This window comes from Emergencia sp. JLR.KK010, assembly GCF_037018265.1.
In the GTDB taxonomy this organism is placed as follows: Bacteria; Bacillota; Clostridia; order Peptostreptococcales; family Anaerovoracaceae; genus Senimuribacter; species Senimuribacter intestinalis.
The window spans coordinates 124,090-141,006 of the sequence record NZ_CP143550.1 but is presented as its reverse complement, the minus strand read 5'-3'; the positions used below and the strand labels follow the sequence as shown (position 1 = coordinate 141,006).

General features: G+C 44.4%; 16 protein-coding genes and 1 pseudogene. 14 read left to right on the top strand and 3 right to left on the bottom strand.

The annotated features are described in order from the left end of the window. Positions 1-9 precede the first annotated feature (9 nt). Both V1225_RS00600 and V1225_RS00595 read left to right on the top strand, forming a co-directional pair. A complete protein-coding gene (locus V1225_RS00600; protein ID WP_251632030.1) occupies positions 10-1,797 on the top strand; it encodes an ABC transporter ATP-binding protein in 1,788 nt (595 codons plus the stop codon). Next, positions 1,790-3,712, top strand: a complete 1,923-nt coding sequence (locus tag V1225_RS00595) for an ABC transporter ATP-binding protein (RefSeq protein WP_161908902.1) — start codon at positions 1,790-1,792, stop codon at positions 3,710-3,712. The genes V1225_RS00600 and V1225_RS00595 overlap by 8 nt, the downstream gene beginning before the upstream one ends. Positions 3,713-3,775: 63 nt before the next feature. On the opposite strand, the gene V1225_RS00590 is transcribed toward V1225_RS00595, so the two are convergent. Beyond that, positions 3,776-4,153, bottom strand: a complete 378-nt coding sequence (locus V1225_RS00590) for a desulfoferrodoxin family protein (protein WP_160200825.1) — start codon at positions 4,151-4,153, stop codon at positions 3,776-3,778. 198 nt (positions 4,154-4,351) lie between these two features. Between V1225_RS00590 and V1225_RS00585 the strand changes: the two genes are divergently transcribed. The 5 genes from V1225_RS00585 to V1225_RS00565 all read left to right on the top strand — a co-directional run bounded on the left by V1225_RS00585 (position 4,352) and on the right by V1225_RS00565 (position 10,172). Further along, on the top strand, positions 4,352-5,938 hold the full coding sequence (locus V1225_RS00585) for an ABC-F family ATP-binding cassette domain-containing protein (protein WP_161908901.1): 1,587 nt from the start codon (positions 4,352-4,354) through the stop codon (positions 5,936-5,938). A 26-nt stretch (positions 5,939-5,964) separates the two neighbouring features. Then, entirely contained in the window at positions 5,965-6,756 is a 792-nt protein-coding gene (locus V1225_RS00580; RefSeq protein WP_338547189.1) for a zinc dependent phospholipase C family protein, read from the top strand. A 190-nt stretch (positions 6,757-6,946) separates the two neighbouring features. Beyond that, a complete protein-coding gene (locus V1225_RS00575; protein WP_338547188.1) occupies positions 6,947-8,056 on the top strand; it encodes an aldo/keto reductase in 1,110 nt (369 codons plus the stop codon). Between the two features lie 504 nt (positions 8,057-8,560). Beyond that, entirely contained in the window at positions 8,561-8,941 is a 381-nt protein-coding gene (locus V1225_RS00570) for a TnpV protein (protein WP_279153633.1), read from the top strand. Between the two features lie 169 nt (positions 8,942-9,110). Beyond that, on the top strand, positions 9,111-10,172 hold the full coding sequence (locus V1225_RS00565; RefSeq protein ID WP_161908897.1) for a helix-turn-helix transcriptional regulator: 1,062 nt from the start codon (positions 9,111-9,113) through the stop codon (positions 10,170-10,172). A 60-nt stretch (positions 10,173-10,232) separates the two neighbouring features. Here the strand turns inward: V1225_RS00565 and V1225_RS00560 are convergent, their stop codons facing one another. Together V1225_RS00560 and V1225_RS00555 are read right to left on the bottom strand one after the other, a co-directional pair. Next, positions 10,233-11,669: a MobA/MobL family protein gene (locus V1225_RS00560; protein WP_338547185.1), complete on the bottom strand. Its 1,437-nt coding sequence runs from the start codon at positions 11,667-11,669 to the stop codon at positions 10,233-10,235. A 247-nt stretch (positions 11,670-11,916) separates the two neighbouring features. Next, positions 11,917-12,132, bottom strand: a complete 216-nt coding sequence (locus tag V1225_RS00555; protein ID WP_161908895.1) for a helix-turn-helix domain-containing protein — start codon at positions 12,130-12,132, stop codon at positions 11,917-11,919. A 180-nt stretch (positions 12,133-12,312) separates the two neighbouring features. On the opposite strand from V1225_RS00555, the gene V1225_RS00550 reads away from it, so the two are divergent. The 7 genes and pseudogenes from V1225_RS00550 (at position 12,313) to V1225_RS00520 (ending at position 16,720) form a co-directional block, all read left to right on the top strand. Beyond that, positions 12,313-12,999 (top strand): helix-turn-helix domain-containing protein, encoded by a 687-nt coding sequence (locus V1225_RS00550; protein WP_338547183.1) that lies wholly within the window; start codon positions 12,313-12,315, stop codon positions 12,997-12,999. Positions 13,000-13,086: 87 nt separating this feature from the next. Continuing rightward, positions 13,087-14,385: a site-specific integrase gene (locus tag V1225_RS00545; protein WP_338547182.1), complete on the top strand. Its 1,299-nt coding sequence runs from the start codon at positions 13,087-13,089 to the stop codon at positions 14,383-14,385. Between the two features lie 263 nt (positions 14,386-14,648). Then, the gene (locus V1225_RS00540; RefSeq protein WP_160200829.1) at positions 14,649-15,266 is read left to right on the top strand and encodes a helix-turn-helix transcriptional regulator; all 618 of its coding nucleotides are present in this window, start codon (positions 14,649-14,651) and stop codon (positions 15,264-15,266) included. A 28-nt stretch (positions 15,267-15,294) separates the two neighbouring features. Continuing rightward, positions 15,295-15,783, top strand: a complete 489-nt coding sequence (locus tag V1225_RS00535; RefSeq protein ID WP_160200830.1) for an HD domain-containing protein — start codon at positions 15,295-15,297, stop codon at positions 15,781-15,783. Next, positions 15,677-16,069, top strand: coding sequence for a flavodoxin (locus V1225_RS00530; RefSeq protein WP_338547181.1), 393 nt, complete (start codon positions 15,677-15,679; stop codon positions 16,067-16,069). The genes V1225_RS00535 and V1225_RS00530 overlap by 107 nt, the downstream gene beginning before the upstream one ends. Further along, positions 16,060-16,256, top strand: a pseudogene (locus tag V1225_RS00525) (Rid family hydrolase); the annotation flags it as partial. The gene V1225_RS00530 and the pseudogene V1225_RS00525, both read left to right, overlap by 10 nt. Before the next feature lie 302 nt (positions 16,257-16,558). Beyond that, complete coding sequence (locus V1225_RS00520; RefSeq protein ID WP_251632024.1) at positions 16,559-16,720, top strand: hypothetical protein; 162 nt, start codon at positions 16,559-16,561, stop codon at positions 16,718-16,720. The last annotated feature ends 197 nt before the right edge of the window (positions 16,721-16,917 follow it).

Genomic DNA, 16,917 nt, shown 5'->3' with positions numbered 1-16,917 from the left:
AGTGATCCCTTGATTTTTGGACGTCATATCAATCCATATTATTTTCGGTACGCACCGATGCTTTTCTTCGGCATGGCCGCACTGCTTTTGGTAGACTGCCTGCAGCTGGCGATTCCTAATTTATATCAGATGGTAATAAATGGTATGAATCAGGGCTTTGTCGAGGTTGACGGAACGACAGTATCTTTTGATATGGACTTTTTACTGGATAGAATCTGCATGCCGATGACAGGGATTATTCTTGCCATCGTTTTCGGCCGTTTTTTGTGGCGGGTGATGTTTTTCGGGGCGGCAGTCCGTGTGGAAGCAGGGCTCCGGGAGGATATGTTTGACAACTGCCGACGGCTAAGCCTGGCGTATTACCAGCACAATAAAGTCGGCAATTTGATGAGTTTATTTACCAATGATTTGGATACAGTACAGGAGTGTTTCGGCTGGGGCATTATGATGTTTTTGGACACGCTTTTTCTCGGCGTTTTGGCAATCGCCAAGATGTGGAAGATGGACGCGGTGCTGACGCTGCTTTCTCTGATTCCTATGGCGCTTCTGCTTGCCAGCGCTACGGTTGTAGGCCGTTATATGATGGTGAAATGGGACATCAGACAGGAGGCTTTTTCCAAGCTTTCAGATTTCTCGCAGGAAAGCTTTTCGGGCATTGCTGTCATCAAAGCCTTTGTAAAGGAAGCAAGGGAACTGCTGGCGTTTCAGAATTTGAATGTAGAGAACGAAAACGCCAATATCGATCATACGAAGGCCTCGGTACTTCTGCGCATCCTGGTTACCATGTTTGTGGAAAGTGTGATTTGCATCATCCTGGGATATGGTGGTTATCTTGTCTACCGGGGCGTCTTTAACGCAGGGGAACTGGTAGAGTTTATCGGATATTTTAATGCTGTAGTATGGCCGATTATGGCGGTTTCCGAACTGATCGACATGACCTCTCGGGGCAAGGCTTCTCTGAACCGAATCGGAGAACTTCTGGATGCGGAGCCGACCGTAACGGATCGCCCCGGTGCGTCTGTCCTGGAGGATGTCAGAGGCGAAATTCGTTTTGAGAGTCTCTGTTTTCACTATCCTGGCGAAAAGCGGGAAGCTCTGTCTGATATTACCTGCACGATTAAAGCTGGGGAGCAGGTGGGCATTGTAGGAAAGACTGGCGCGGGAAAAACGACTTTCGTCGATCTGCTGCTACGAACCTATAACGTGAATGACGGCATGATTTTTCTGGATGGAAAGGAAATCAACGACCTGACGATTGCTTCCGTGCGGGAGGCGTTTGCCTATGTGCCGCAGGATAATTTTCTCTTTTCGGATACGATTGCGCGAAATATCGCCTTTGGAATGGATGGAGACGTGTCAGGGATGGATCGCATACAGACCGCGGCGAGAATGGCGGACATTGATGAGGATGTCTGCGGCTTTACCGCTGGCTACGATACGGTGCTGGGCGAAAGAGGCGTGACGGTGTCCGGAGGTCAGAAACAGAGAATTTCAATCGCGCGCGCTTTGATGAAGGATGCGCCGATATTGATTTTGGATGATTCGGTTTCAGCGGTGGACACCAAGACGGAAAGAATGATTTTGCAGAATTTGCGTTCGGTGCGGAAGGGAAAAACGACGCTTCTAATCGCGCACCGTATTTCCACCATCGAGCAGATGGACCGTATTTTGTTCTTGGAAAACGGGCGCCTGGTGGCGGAAGGAAGCCATGCGCAGCTTTATGACAGCTGCCTGCCGTACCGCAAGATGGTGGAGCTACAGAAACTGGAAGAGAGAGGAGATGAGGCGAATGCGTAGCTATCTCCCGATTCTGATTGTGGGTGCAATCATCGGTGTCTTTACGCTGATTTTTGTACTGACCTATCTGGTAGAAAAAAATAAAAAAGAAGCGCCGGATTTGGACCGCCATATGAAAGATGGAGAACTGATCAAAAGGCTGATGACCTATGCCAGACCTTACCGGAAAGAATTTTTGAAGGTACTTATACTTTTGTTATTTTCGATTGCGTATGATTTGACTTCACCTCTTTTAATTGGCTATATCGAAGAGACGGTAAAGGGTTCGTTCGCCCTGTCTTATCTTTGGACGATGGTGGGATTTTACGCAGGAATTTTGATTGTCAGTATGATCTGTACCTACGGACAGTCCATGATTTTACAGCGCACGGGGCAGAAAATTCTTTCTGCGCTGCGAGAGGATGTTTTCATCCATATAGAGGGGCTTTCTCATGGACAGCTTTCGGCGATTCCTGTAGGTAAGCTGGTTACCAGGGTGACCAATGACACCAATGCAATTTCCTATATGTTTACCAATATTTTAGTGACGCTGATTAAAAACATGGTAGTCATCTTCGGCGTGCTGTTTGCCATGCTACTGCTCAACTACGAGCTGACCCTGATGGTGTTGTGCTTTGTGCCTTTTGTGGTGCTGTTTACAGTACTCTTTCGGCATTTTTCCCGTAAAGTGCACCGCAGGGTTAATAACGCGACGACGGATGTGAATACCTACCTTTCAGAAAATCTGTCCGGCATGAAGATTACGCAGGTATTCAATCAGGAAGAACGCAAGATGGAGGAATTTCGGGCAAAAAGCCAGACGTTACGGAAGGCAAAAAAGGACAGAATTTTCGTTTTCGGGATTTTTCGTCCGATGGTATACATGCTTTATGTATCTTCGGTGATGTGCCTGTTTTATCTGGGTGGCAGGGGCTACATTGATGATCTTCAGCTGTTTGGACAGACGGTGACCAGCGGCGTAGTTGTCACATTCTATATGTATATTTCACGTTTTTTTAATCCAATTCAGACTTTGGCGGAGCAGTTTGATATGCTGCAGCGATCCTTTGCCGCCGCGGAGAAAATTTTCACTATCATGGACATGGCGCCGGAAATTGTGGACGTGGAAGAAGAGGAGCAGCTGATTGAGCTAGAGACTCTGCGCGGCGAGATCGAATTTCGTGATGTTTGGTTTTGCTACAATCCTGGTCAGTGGGTGCTGAAAGGTGTGTCCTTTCATGTGTATCCGGGTCAGACCGCAGCCTTTGTTGGCGCGACAGGCTCCGGCAAGTCGACCATCCTGTCTCTGATTTGTAGGAATTACGATATTCAGGAAGGGCAGATTCTGATTGATGGAATCGAAATCAGAAAAATCAAGATTGCTTCGCTGCGCCGCCACTTCGGGCAGATGCTGCAGGATGTATTCCTGTTTTCCGGCACGGTGCGCAGTAACCTGACGCTACGGGGTGATTTTACCGATGAAGAGGTCTGGCAGGCGTGCCGCTATGTCAACGCGGACAGTTTTATCAGTAAGCTGGAGCATGGTTTGGATCAGGAGGTCAGGGAAAGGGGGAATAACTTTTCCGCTGGGCAGCGGCAGCTTTTGTCCTTTGCCAGAACGGTGCTGCACCGACCTTCTGTGATGATTCTCGATGAAGCAACGGCCAATATTGACACGGAAACGGAACTTCTGATTCAGGATTCTCTAGAGAGGATGCGAAATATTGGCACCATGCTCATTGTAGCACATCGTCTTTCTACGATACAGCATGCGGATCACATCATTTTGCTTTCTCATGGCGAAATTGCAGAAGAGGGCAACCATCAACAGCTGCTTGCAAAGCAGGGGAGATATTACCAGCTGTATATGTTGCAGTATAGCCGCAGACAGATGGCGGATGGAGAAACTTACGCGTCGGGGCAGGAAGAGTGCTGAAGCAACATAGAAAAAGCCGGACAGGCAATTAGGTTTGCTGGTCCGACTTTTTGCATATTTTCTTTAGATTTCCGCTTTCCAAAATCCGTGGAGATTACAGTATTCATAGGCTGCGATTGCTTTTTCGCCTTCACAGAGAACAAACTGCGCAGTGGGTTTTCCGGTTTTATCCAGATATTTTCTCTGTACGCCCTGATTTGTCTCCAAGATGATGAAGGCGATGTGATGCTCTTCCATCATCGGATGTTCGGTGCTGCTGACACAGACAGTAACTTTATTTCCGTCGATAGTAACAACGGGCACATGTTTTTCCTGCGCTGCGTCTGTAGTGTTTGGATTCATCAGCTGCATCGCTTCACCGCAGCAGGCGGGTTTTACACCTTTGTCTTCCACCATTTCTACAATATTACCGCAATGGGCGCATTTAAATAATTTTACCATGCAAATTTCCTCCTGATTGATTTGTTTTTATTAATATACCCCCTGGGCACGGAATTTAATCATAGCTAGAGAATTGCAGCACTGCGCGAGTTTGTGTGTAGGGAACAGGTGCAGCGGCAGCGGTTGGTTTTGCTATATTTTTAAATATATGTTATAATATCAGTTCAAGACAAAAAATATCATAAAGGAGCAGGAATTGTGATTGATGTAGTAAATGTAAGTTTAAACTTCAGCGGGCAGCCGCTGTTTAAAGATGTAGATTTGAAATTCACGCCGGGCAACTGCTACGGCATTATCGGCGCCAACGGCGCAGGAAAGTCCACATTCCTTCGGATTTTGTCCGGAGATTTGGAACCGACTACAGGGCATGTTTCCGTCAAGCCGGGCATTCGGATGTCGGTTTTGAAGCAGGACCACTTCGCTTATGACGCGTATACGGTACTGGATACTGTTATCATGGGCAATGCCAGACTTTACGAGGTTATGCAGGAGAAAGACGCCATCTATATGAAGGAAGATTTCAGTGATGAGGACGGCATCAAGGCGGCGGAGCTTGAGGCAGAGTTTGCGGAGATGGACGGCTGGGAGGCAGAGTCCGATGTGAGCAGGCTGCTGCAGGGACTGGGACTTTCCAACGATATTCTCTATAGCCAGATGAGCGCCCTTTCCGGTAAGGAAAAAGTGAAGGTGCTGTTGGCGCAGGCCCTCTTTGGCAATCCAGGCATTATCCTTTTGGACGAGCCGACCAACCATCTGGATGTAAAAGCCATCAACTGGCTGGAAGATTTCCTCATGGATTATGACGGCACGGTCATCGTAGTTTCCCACGATCGTCACTTCCTCAACACAGTTTGCACAAACATTGTGGACGTAGATTATGGTAAAATTAAGATGTATGTGGGTAACTACGAGTTCTGGTATGAGTCCAGCCAGCTGGTACAGAAGATGGTGAAGGATCAGAACCGCAGAAACGAAGAAAAGATTAAGGAACTGCAGGCGTTTATCCAGCGATTTTCTGCCAACAAATCCAAATCTAAGCAGGCGACCAGCCGTCGTAAGCTGCTCGATAAACTGACGGTAGAAGAGATGCCGGCGTCCTCAAGACGGTATCCGTTCGTAGGCTTTAACATGGATAGAGAGCCGGGCAAGGATATTCTTATTGTAGAAGGAATTTCCAAGACTATCGACGGAGTTAAAGTGCTGGACAACATTTCTTTCCGCGTAAACAAAGGGGATAAAATCGCTTTCGTTGGAGAAAATGAAATTGCAAATACGACTCTATTTAAAATCATCATGGGTGAAATGGAGCCAGATGAGGGTTCCTACAAATGGGGCGTTACCATCACTAACTCCTATTTCCCGATGGACAATTCGGAATTTTTTAACGGTTGTAGCTTGAATCTGGTGGAGTGGCTCAGCCAGTACACCAGCGAGACTACAGAGACCTTTATGCGAAGCTTTTTGGGCAGGATGCTTTTCTCAGGGGACGATGTCTATAAGGAAGTACAGGTTCTTTCCGGAGGTGAAAAGGTGCGCTGTATGCTTTCACGCATGATGCTGTTTGGCTCTAACGTGCTGGTTTTGGATCAGCCGACCAACCATTTGGATTTGGAATCTATCACGGCGGTCAATGACGGTCTGAAAAATTTCAAAGGGAATGTGCTCTTTGCATCCCATGACCATGAATTTATTCAGACCATTGCCAATAGAATTATGGAAATTCGCAAGGACGGCACGCTGGTTGACAGACTGTGCACCTACGATGAATATATAGAAGAAAACTAAGGTTTCAGATTGGGGGATCAGAGATTATGCCGGGATTTTATGCGCATCACCGCTTTGGGAAAGAAGTTCTCATCTATTTGAGGGAGGATTTGCGGGAAGTTGCAGAGAAATACAGGGTACAGTTTGATATTGGGCTGCAGGGACCGGATCTGTTTTTCTTCTATAAGCCTTACAGGAAGAACAGAGTTGTAACCTATGGACATCAGCTTCATAAACGGTCTGTGCTGCCGTTCTTTGAACACGGCCTTTCTGTTGTGGAGAGAAGGGGTGTAGACAGCAGAGAATATGCCTACTTGCTGGGTTTTATCTGTCATTTTATGCTGGATAGTCAATGTCATAGCTATGTCAACTCCATGGTCCTTGAGACAGGCGTTGAGCATCTTGAAATTGAAGAGGAATTTGAAAAATTTCTGCTCCAAGAGGACGGTAAAAAGCCGGCAGCATTTTCGGCGGCTGAACTGGTGCCGCGCGATGGCGAAACTGCCGCATCCATAGCGCCTTTTTATGATGGTATTAGCGAGAAAATTGTGGCGGATTCGCTGGCAGATTTGCAGAAAGTAAAGAGACTGCTCACGGCGCCGGGGATTTTGAAGCAGGGCATCATCAATGGCGCAATGAAGATTTCGGGCCATTACGGGCAGTTGAAAGGTCTGATGAACCAGAGGAAGGATAATCCGGCTTGTGAGGAGACAAATCGGCAACTTCGGGAACTCTTTGAAGAGGCAGTACCTCTGACTGCTGCTATGATAGAAAGTTACGATAAAAGCCTGCGGACGGGAGAAAGACTTGCGAAGCGGTTTGACAGGAATTTTGAATAAGGTATGAGGTAGAAGGTTTCGGCTAAAATAAAAGTTAGATGCATTTTAGCCGAATTTTTGTGCCTGTGATAATCTCCATACGTTTTGATTATGAATTGACATACTGCATAAGTATTAGACATGACTGGCGAGGTGTGTTATACTGAGAACAGTTAAGTTTGAACTGGAATGAAACCGACAGGAGGTTGTTATGGAATATCGTGTAAACCGCCGGACAGGCGATAGAGTAAGTGAGATTGGAATGGGCGCGCATCTGACCCCTGCGACAGAAAAAGAGGGCGTGGAGACCCTGCAGATAGCTTATGAAGCAGGTATTAACTTTTATGACTTCGCGGCGGCAGAAAGCGCTTGTTTTGACTATTATGACAAGGCTTTCGGTGATGCTAGAAAGAATGTATTCTATCAGATTCACTTTGGCACGGAGTTCAGCACCGGTGTTTATGGGAAAAATTTAGCGCTGGATTCTGTGAAGAAAAATATCGACTGGCAGCTTTCTAAGCTGAACACAGATTATATTGACTACGGTTTTATTCACTGTTTGGATACGGAAGAGGAGTGGAACAAATACCTCGATAACGGCGTTCTGGCATACATAGAAGCATTGAAGCAGCAGGGCGTGGTGCGTCATATCGGTATGTCTTCCCATACGCCTTCTGTAGCGGCGCTGGGACTTGATACGGGTCTTGTGGATATGCTCATGTTCAGCATCAATGCGGGCTATGACTACTGTCACGGCGAGTATGCGGTCGGCGCCTCTGATGAGCGAATGGAACTTTATAAACGCTGCGAGAAAGAGGATGTCGGGATTTCGGTGATGAAAGTATTCTCTGCCGGGCAGCTGCTTTCGGAAAAAACTTCTCCTTTTGGCAAGGCGATGACGGAAATTCAATGCTTGCAGTACGCGCTGGATAAGCCTGGCGTGCTGACAGTGCTTCCGGGTATCATGAATAAGGCGGAGCTTCAGCGGATTTTGAGTTTCTATGATGCTTCGCCATCGGAAAAAGACTATTCTATGATTTCGTCTTTAACGCCGGCTGAGGTGAAAGGTGTATGCGTGTATTGCAACCATTGTCAGCCGTGTCCGGCGGGACTTGATGTAGGTCTGATTAACAAGTATTACGATCTGGCAAAAGTTGGCGATAGCCTGGCAGCCGATCATTATGCAAATCTGGAAAAGAAAGCCGAACAGTGTACCGCTTGCGGCCACTGCGACAAAAGCTGTCCTTTCGGCGTAGGTCAGAGTGAACGCATGAAAGAAATTGCTGCGTACTTTGGTGATAGCTTAGCTGTTGGCGACTAACGGCAGATTAATACACGGCAAACGTCAGGAATCTACGTAGCGTAGGTTGCTGTCGAAAGGTAGGCATGAAAGTGGATATCTATGGCTGGATTGTTGAACACTGCAATCAGCACGGACTGTTTAATATATGCGTGTAGAGATATTGTTCTCTACACGTTTTTCTTTTGGCATCTAGTCAGGATAAGCAGAAAAGAAATGACGATATTGGGGTATCATGATATAATGTGCATAAAGATAAATCGGAATTTGAAAACTATGATTTTATAAGTGGTTACTGCCACTCATAGGGCGTTAATAAAATCCTCCAAAAGCCTTGAAAATAAAGGATTTATCGCAATGTGTTCGCCTTATCCCTTTATATGATTTCACACAAGTTTATTCTTTCCCTGATTGCTTATAAGGGCAAAATCAAGGGCAAGAAAATCTCATAACAAGATATAACAGAGTGTGGCAATCGGGGAAATGTGATGTATGTGCGAATATATTAAAACGGAGGATTTTTTAATGGATAAGTACATTTATGATGAAAGCAATGGTCTTTGGTATGAACTACAAGGAGATTATTATATTCCTTGTCTTACTTTACCAACCGAAAAAGAATACAAGCCTATCGGCTTATGGGGACAGCGACACAAACGCTATTTACAGGAACATAAACGGACAGTTTATATTTCGTTGCTCACAAGTGGCAATTTGAACAGTTATCTTGCTGACATCAACGAACAAGTTGAAAATATGCTTTGTCGGTTGGTTAAGAAAATGGCTACAAAAGAGAAAGTGACAGAACAGCTCAAAGCCGAAAATCAAATGTTGTGGGTGCAGTTGATGAATAACATTCACAACCGTGCAATGGAAGTTGTAAATAGCGAAATTATTTATCAATAAGATCATAGCGGTGTTTCTGTTCCTCAAACAGAAACACCGCTTGAATGATAAGAACTTAATTACCGGTTAATATTTCTTCTCGAAAGTTAATAAGTGGTAAATAGAAAATATAAGTACTTAATGCTACAATATAGGTACGAAAAAGTTAATTCGTAAAGGAGATAGCATTATGAAAATCAATGAAATAATTCGTGAGCGACGCTTAGCGAAAGGTTTTACGCAAGAACAGATTGCGAATTACCTTGGGGTTTCTGCACCTGCTGTAAATAAGTGGGAAAAAGGAACTTCATATCCCGATATAATTTTATTGCCAGCACTTGCCCGACTTCTCGATACAGACCTGAATACGCTATTATCTTTTCAAGATGATTTGTCAGAAAAAGAAGTTGCACTGTTTATGAATGAAGTTTCTGAAACGATGGATAAAAACGGTTTTGAAGCAGGATATTTGCTTGCCACTGAAAAGTTAAAAGAATATCCTACTTGCGATTTACTGGTGAGCAATTTAGCCATGCTGTTAGACGGTGCCTTGATGCTTCATGGTAGCAAAAACAAGTCAAATGAAATGTATCGAGAAAAAATTGAATCTTTATACTATCGTGCAGCACAAAGTGAAGATGCAACTATCAGAGAGCAAGCACAAGCGTGTCTAATTTCTAAATTGATGGGAAAACAAGATTATGAGCAAGCGCAGGAAATACTCAATACACTCCCCAAGAAAAGTCCTGTGGACAGAGAACAGGCTCAGGCAAATATATATATTGCACAAGGAGATTTAGAAAAGGCAGCGAAACTGATAGAGGAAAAACTATTATCTGCCACAAATGAAATTCACGCAGCGTTAATGACTTTAATGGAGATTGCACTTAAAGAAGAACGAATGGACGATGCTGAGTATATCGCTGATGTTGATAAGCAGGCGGCTCAAGTATTTGATTTGTGGGAATATAATTCCTATGTTGCACATTCTCAGCTTTATGAAGCCACAAAAAACAGGATTAAATTTTTGAAGATACTATTGCCTATGTTAAAATCACTCACAAAAAAATGGGATATTAACAAATCGCCATTATATCGACACATCCAAACAAAAGAAATTGATAAATCATTTGGACCAAAACTTCAAAAAGCTATTATTCAGTCAATTAACGCAGATGAAGAAACCGAGTTCTTAAAAGACAGTCCAGAATTGCATGAACTAATAAAGGAAATAGATATTGAGCAAAAGTAACTTAATAGCATTGTTTTTTCTATGTAGACACCGTCAGCAGGCTGCTAACGGTGTTTTCTTTTATCGGCTATCTCTGTCAATGGATTTTTTACGCTGTCTTTGCGGCGGTTGCTGCTTGTTGCGTTCCTGTATCTCTCGTAGATGTTTTAACACGCTCTGCTTTTCGGGCGGTCTGTGCTGTTCTTTGGCGGCGACTGTCGGTTTCCTGCTGACTTGGTATTCCCACTTGGCAAGGTCACGGTTGTACTGTTCTACAACGCTTTCCATTTCTCGGAAAGTCCTCATAAAAACTTGTACATCGGGATAACCGTCCGCTTTGAGTGTATCAGGAATTTTATCCAACCTGTCGGCAATCTCTGCTTCGGTTTCTTTGATTTTTACCTCTAACGCTTTTCGTTCTTTGCCTTTGAAAAGCCCCTTTGTATCGGCAAGCTGCTGTTTCAACTGCGGCAGAACTTTATCCTGCAAGTTTTTGATTTTTACCGCCTTATCCTGTACTTTTATCATCAGGTTTCTCATATGGCGGAACTCTGCCATATCAATATCAAGTGTAGGCTTGGGCGGCATATCTTTTTCTCGAATAAGGTTTTGAAGAAAATCTTTTGCCTTTGTCACAATCCCACGGAACAGATTGGGCAGCCAACCCTTGCTTTTGATAGACTGGCTTGCTTTTTCGTGTATCTCGGTCTGCTTGACTTCTAAAATTTTTGCTTCGGAAATACCCGATATGAGTGCCATATCCGCTGTCCTGTTCCATTCCTGCCTTGCGGCATTATCCGTTTCAATCTCGGCGGCTTTGGGATTGTTCTTGCCGATTTTCTTGGTGGGAAGATAAACGCTGTTCTTATCAAATACCTTTAACTGCTGCTCAGGATCGGAGATATGCCGATTGATAAGGTCAGTGTAAATCTCTTTTACCTCCCGAAGAAAAGGCTCGCTTTTGAATTTATCATCTTTCACGGTAAAAAGGTGGCTTTCATAAATTTCTCCCTTTTTTATGACAGTGCAGCCTTTTCGTATCTGCCCGTCCTCCCCTGTGATTTCTTTCTTGGTGCGTACCCTTTTGCCCGTTTCGTCATAGAACACGCTGCGTGTGGCTATCTTGATGTCAGGTTCAGGAAGCAGCTTTCTTTCGCTGAAGATAAGGTGGATATGATAGTTTGTCTTGCGTTTGTTGTGGTGGAGGGCTGACACGCACTCCACACCATACCGCCTGCGGAACTCCTCCGTAAAATCTTCAAGGACTTCCTGCGGCTCGTATCTTGTATATACTTCGGGCAGGGCGATAATCAATTCCCTTGCTTCAATACATTTGCCCTCTGTACCGCTTCGCTTAAATTCCTGCTGGCTTTCCCTTGCAAGGTTACTCCAAAATTCATTGTCGGCGGTGCGGTAGGTGGCATAGAGGTTTTCCTGTCTTGCGTGGCTTGTGATATAGGATATTCTTCCCTTGACATTGGGTAGCTTTGACATCTGTATAAAACTGTGTCTTGCCATATACTCCTTCCTCCCGTGACGGGCATACTCTTTTTGCAACCGAGAAATCGGTTGCCGCTGTTTCGGCGGCGTAAGCAGACGGACAGCGAAGAAAACAGCGGGCTGTTTTCTTCTGTATCATAGCGGCGGTGCTTTGTCCGAAGCTGTGATACATAGCCCCCTGCAAGGGCGAAATACCCAGAGTACAAATCGAAGATTTGTGCGAGGGGTGTATTTCGCTCTCAAACGCCGAGGGCTTGGAGAACGGTTATTCTACTTTGCGGACATCGTTTTCATTCAGCAGGTTTCTTCCCTGATTGACGCTCATAAATCGCTCTAAAGTATCCCTGCGGATAATCGTTTTTCTGCCGACTTTGAGGACGGGAAGTTTGCCCCAGTCTACCAACTTACGCATTGTATTTCTTCCGATACCCGTACATTCTGCGGCTTCTTCTATGGTTAAACCCATTTTGATGTCGCTCATTTTATCAACCTCCTTTCAAAGTACGCATTTTGCAACTACGTATCTGTAATTATACTTATTTTGCTATCTCTTGTCAACTTGTTTTGCAACCTATTAAGGAATATTTTTGTCTATTATTAAATTTATGGTTGCAAAATAGGTTTTTCTGTGCTATACTATCAGCAATAGGAGGTGAAAACCTTGAAAAAAGAAATTACATTCACCGCAAAACAGGTCGGTGAACGAGTGAAAGAACGCCGAACAGAATTAAACTTAACTATGCCCGAACTTGGCAAGCGTGTCGGGGTAAACAAATCTACCATTCAGAGATATGAAGCGGACGGAGTAGACCCGAAGCGTACAATGATTATCAACGGGCTGGCAGAAGCACTCCTGACCACTCCCGAATGGCTGACAGGACTTTCCGAAGATAAGGAATACGACAGCCGCACTTTATGTGCAAAGGATATGGAGGAACATATCAAAAATTATCTTGATACTGTTTCTTCCGTGGTAAAGGGAGAACCGCACCAACAGCTGCTCACCACATTCCTCGGAAAGATGATTGACCTCTATACGGTTATGACCTATCACTTTGCAGACGCTATGGCTGAGGTTGACCGTGTAGCGGAGGACGAGGGCTTAAAGCAGTCCTTACGCCGCTATGCGATTGAGTCAGGGGCGATTATAGAAAGAGTTTACCGTAAAGAAATGGAACTTCCTATCGAGGATATGAAGCAGTTTTTAGACGGGATTTTACATATCTACGATGAGGGACACACCGCTGTAAAGATGGGCGACCTGTTCGGGATAGCGACAGCAGCCGAAGAAAGGGTTGCTGAAAAAGAAAAATTCCGTGGCTCTTTGACAAGTGAAAACGATGACTGACACTCATCGGCATAAGTAACCTTATTACTTTACGCACACCATATGTCACAGTCCCGATTGCCACGGATAGAAAGGGGAAATTTATCTATGGCAAAAGGTTCTGTAAGAAAAAAAGGTAAAAAGTGGTACGCACGCTTCTATATCGAAGATGAAAGCGGCAGAAAAGCACAGAAAGAGTTTGTGGGAACAGAAAGCAAGTCTGAAACAGAAGCCCTGCTCAGAAAAGCAATCGCTGACTATGAGGAAAAGAAATTCGTTGCGAAGTCTGAAAACATCACGGTTGGTATGCTGCTCGATCTGTGGGTGGAGGAAGAACTGAAACCCGGCAGTCTCAGCAATGGAACGGTAATGTCCTATCAGGGAACGGTCAACCGTATCAAACAGCACCCGATAGGAAACCGAAAGCTGAAAACCGTAACCGCCGACCATTTACAGGCGTATATAGACTTTCTCAGCTTTGGCGGTACAAATCCTGACGGCACAACCGCAAAGGCACTCAGCAAAGGGTATCTCCGATTGTTTTCGGCAGTTTTACAAGGGGCGTTCCGTTTTGCGGTATTCCCGAAAAGGCTGATAACCTTTAACCCGATGCAGTATGTGGTATGGCGGGGAAAGAAAGAAGAATATGAACTGTTCTCGGACGAGGATGGGGAAACTGCTTCCACACCAACGCTCAGCTACGAACAGTATCAGAGGTTAGAGGACTTCCTGAAAAAGAAAAACAACCCTGCACTCCTTCCTATACAGATAGCCTATTATACAGGCTTGCGTATTGGAGAGGTCTGTGGTCTGACTTGGCAGGACATCAACCTTGAAGAACAATATCTGACAGTACGCCGCAGTATGCGTTACAACGGGGCAAGGCACAAAACAGAAATAGGGGCAACAAAGCGTAAAAAAATCCGCACCGTGGACTTTTGCGATACGCTTGCCGCAATCCTGAAAACTGCGAAAACAGAACAGCACAAAAACCGTTTCCGATACGGGGAACTGTACAGCCTTAATTACTATTTTGAGGTCAAAGAAAAAGACCGCATCTACTATGAGGTTTACAGTCTGCCGAGGTCGGAAGAAGTCCCAGAGGGGTACAAGGAATTATCCTTTGTCTGCCTTAGACCTGACGGGGCATTTGAAGCACCGAGTACGGTGGGGATTATGTGCAGGACAGCGAGAAAAAAGGTGGAGGGATTGGAGGATTTCCACTTCCATATGCTCAGACACACCTATACAAGCAATCTGCTTTCAAACGGTGCAGCACCTAAAGATGTGCAGGAACTTCTCGGACACGCTGATGTCAGTACCACAATGAACATTTACGCTCACGCTACAAGGGAAGCAAAGCGTACTTCCGCAAGACTGCTGGATAAGGTAATCGGCGGAGAATAAAAATTTCCCTTGTTTCGGCTCATAAGGGCAAAAACAAGGGAAAATACATAAGGTTTGAACATTTAATAGGCGATTTGCCTTGAAAATACAGGGTTTATAGAGGATTGAATAGATAAACTGGAATTTGAATGAGGATTTCTATTAAGTTGGAGTCCTCCCCCCCCACACTTTTGCAACTGCCAGTTGACACATTTCCATGCCTAAATGGTAGTCATGCAACTGATAATATTGCTATAATCACACTATGAAAGGAAGTGCTGATAATGAATATGGCAGACAGAATACAATATTTAAGAAAAACAAAGGGAATATCACAGGAAGAACTTGCTGATAAAGTCGGTGTCTCAAGGCAGGCTGTTTCTAAATGGGAAAGTGAACAAAGTACACCCGACTTAGAAAAAATAATTATAATGAGTGACTTTTTTGAAGTAACAACAGATTACATTCTAAAAGGCGTTGAACCAATAAAGAGTGAAGAACAAAAAAGCAAAGAGATTGCAAGTAAGATACTTTATATCTCATCAACAGCTTTTATTGCTATTGGGTTATTTTGCGCATTTGGCGGGTGGTACGCTGAACAAACGATGGAAGTTGTTTGGGGGTCAATGATTATTCAAACGGTGGGAATTGCTGGATATTTTATTGGGAGATTATTGTCAATGGAAAAAGCATCGTTTTATATTAACTGGCTTAATATAGTTGGAATTGCTTTAATGCCAGTTTCTATGGTGACAGGCTATATATCGATACTTGTTTTTAAACAGGGTTGGATTGCGCCTTATCCCAGTGGAATGTTTCATACGTTAATTTTTAGCTTGGTATTCTTTACAGTTTTGGCTGTAAGTTTTATCTTTGTAAAAAAGCCGTTTTCGGTAAAATAAAATACAAAATGCAATGAGGAGATAATCCATGAAAAAAGCACAAATGATACAGAAGATGATAGATTTTTATGAAGGTAGTGTGCATGATGTCGAGCATTTTTTAAAGGTGCTCAGTTATGCTGGGATGATTGGCAAGCTGGAGGGTCTGGATGAGAAGACGCAGGATATTTTGGAGATGGCTGCAATTGTTCACGATATTGCCTGTCCACTCTGCCGGGAAAAGTATGGTAATACCGATGGAAAACACCAGGAGGCGGAAAGCGAGGCGCTGCTTAGACCGTTTCTTTTTGAGTTTAATTTGGCTGAAGAGGTGCTAGAGCGGGTAATTTATCTTGTATCGCACCATCACACCTTTTCAGGGATAGATGGACAGGACTATCAGATATTGGTAGAAGCGGACTTTCTGGTCAATGCATCGGAAGCGCAGATGTCAAGGGCGCAGATTGAGGCATTCAAAGGAAAAGTCGCAAAGACGGAAACAGGAAAGGGGCTTTTGGATTCGATCTATCTTAGGTGAGGGCGGATTGGCAGGCGCAGCATTAGATATAGAACAATATGATGTGGTGTTTGTGGGTTATCCAATTTGGTGGTACATTGCCCCGACTATCATCAATACATTTTTGGAAAGCTATGATTTTTCCGGTAAAACCATCGTGCCTTTTGCGACTTCGGGTGGCAGCGGTATGGGTAAAACCAACGAGAACCTTGTGGACAGCTGTCCGGGGGCAGTACTTCTTCCGGGAAAAATGCTGAATGGCAAATTGTCTGAGTCAGAGCTGAAAGCATGGGTAGAGCAATTCTAAACGAAGCGGGAAGCAGCATGGATAAGGTGATAAAACAACCTGTTTTCTTGCGGATATGGAAGACTTTGCTGCATTTAACGAGGTGTATGCTGCCCATTTTACATCGTGCCCGGCAAGAAGTTGTGTTGCAGTGAAAGCGCTCCCAAAAGGCGTTCTTTGTGAAATTGAAGCGATTGCGGAAAAATAATTATTGCGTAATGCTAATGTAGCATGCTGAGAAATATCAGCATTGAATGCGACATATAAATGAGCGTTTTATAGAAAAAGGTTCAGAAGCAGGATTAAACCACAGAGGGCAGAACACGATGCGATTAAGTAAACGGAAGAAATAAACCATAGGGCTTATCATAGGGGCGGAATTGTGCTGGTGGTTCTTCCCGTTACAATACGATAGCTGGCAGAAGATGTGAAAACTACATTCCTCAACAAAAGGAGAACTCTCTTCTGGAGACCCTGCATGATTTAAAGACTATTGTACAGGCGAATATTATGACAAAGCAGCTAGATTTCTACATCGATACGGTGGATGTGGTGAATGAAAATGTTCTGTGCGATAAACTCAGACTGAATCAGATTCTTCTGAACCTCCTAAGTAGTGTCATGGAATTTACAAAGCCAGGCGGTATGGTAAGCGTTCGGACTCTGCAGTAGTCAGGCTTTGCTGTAGATGTTGCCGATGATGGTGCTGTTGCAGTAGAAAAAATGAAGGAAGTGGGGATGAACGGCATATTGTAAAACCTATTGATGTTTCTATACTGCTGGAACTTTTGTGGGAGATTATGAAATTGACAGTATAAAATGAATTGAGATTTCCTATGAAACGGGTACATAGGCGCTCTGCTTTGGCA

What these genes read in the sequence shown, in the direction of transcription:
- V1225_RS00595 (WP_161908902.1), top strand. Translation starts at nt 1,790, where the DNA reads ATGCGTAGCTATCTCCCGATTCTGATTGTGGGTGCAATCATCGGTGTC.
- V1225_RS00590 (WP_160200825.1), bottom strand. Translation starts at nt 4,153, where the DNA reads ATGGTAAAATTATTTAAATGCGCCCATTGCGGTAATATTGTAGAAATG.
- V1225_RS00580 (WP_338547189.1), top strand. Translation starts at nt 5,965, where the DNA reads ATGCCGGGATTTTATGCGCATCACCGCTTTGGGAAAGAAGTTCTCATC.
- V1225_RS00575 (WP_338547188.1), top strand. Translation starts at nt 6,947, where the DNA reads ATGGAATATCGTGTAAACCGCCGGACAGGCGATAGAGTAAGTGAGATT.
- V1225_RS00570 (WP_279153633.1), top strand. Translation starts at nt 8,561, where the DNA reads ATGGATAAGTACATTTATGATGAAAGCAATGGTCTTTGGTATGAACTA.
- V1225_RS00565 (WP_161908897.1), top strand. Translation starts at nt 9,111, where the DNA reads ATGAAAATCAATGAAATAATTCGTGAGCGACGCTTAGCGAAAGGTTTT.
- V1225_RS00560 (WP_338547185.1), bottom strand. Translation starts at nt 11,669, where the DNA reads ATGGCAAGACACAGTTTTATACAGATGTCAAAGCTACCCAATGTCAAG.
- V1225_RS00555 (WP_161908895.1), bottom strand. Translation starts at nt 12,132, where the DNA reads ATGAGCGACATCAAAATGGGTTTAACCATAGAAGAAGCCGCAGAATGT.
- V1225_RS00545 (WP_338547182.1), top strand. Translation starts at nt 13,087, where the DNA reads ATGGCAAAAGGTTCTGTAAGAAAAAAAGGTAAAAAGTGGTACGCACGC.
- V1225_RS00540 (WP_160200829.1), top strand. Translation starts at nt 14,649, where the DNA reads ATGAATATGGCAGACAGAATACAATATTTAAGAAAAACAAAGGGAATA.
- V1225_RS00535 (WP_160200830.1), top strand. Translation starts at nt 15,295, where the DNA reads ATGAAAAAAGCACAAATGATACAGAAGATGATAGATTTTTATGAAGGT.
- V1225_RS00530 (WP_338547181.1), top strand. Translation starts at nt 15,677, where the DNA reads ATGCATCGGAAGCGCAGATGTCAAGGGCGCAGATTGAGGCATTCAAAG.
- V1225_RS00520 (WP_251632024.1), top strand. Translation starts at nt 16,559, where the DNA reads ATGACAAAGCAGCTAGATTTCTACATCGATACGGTGGATGTGGTGAAT.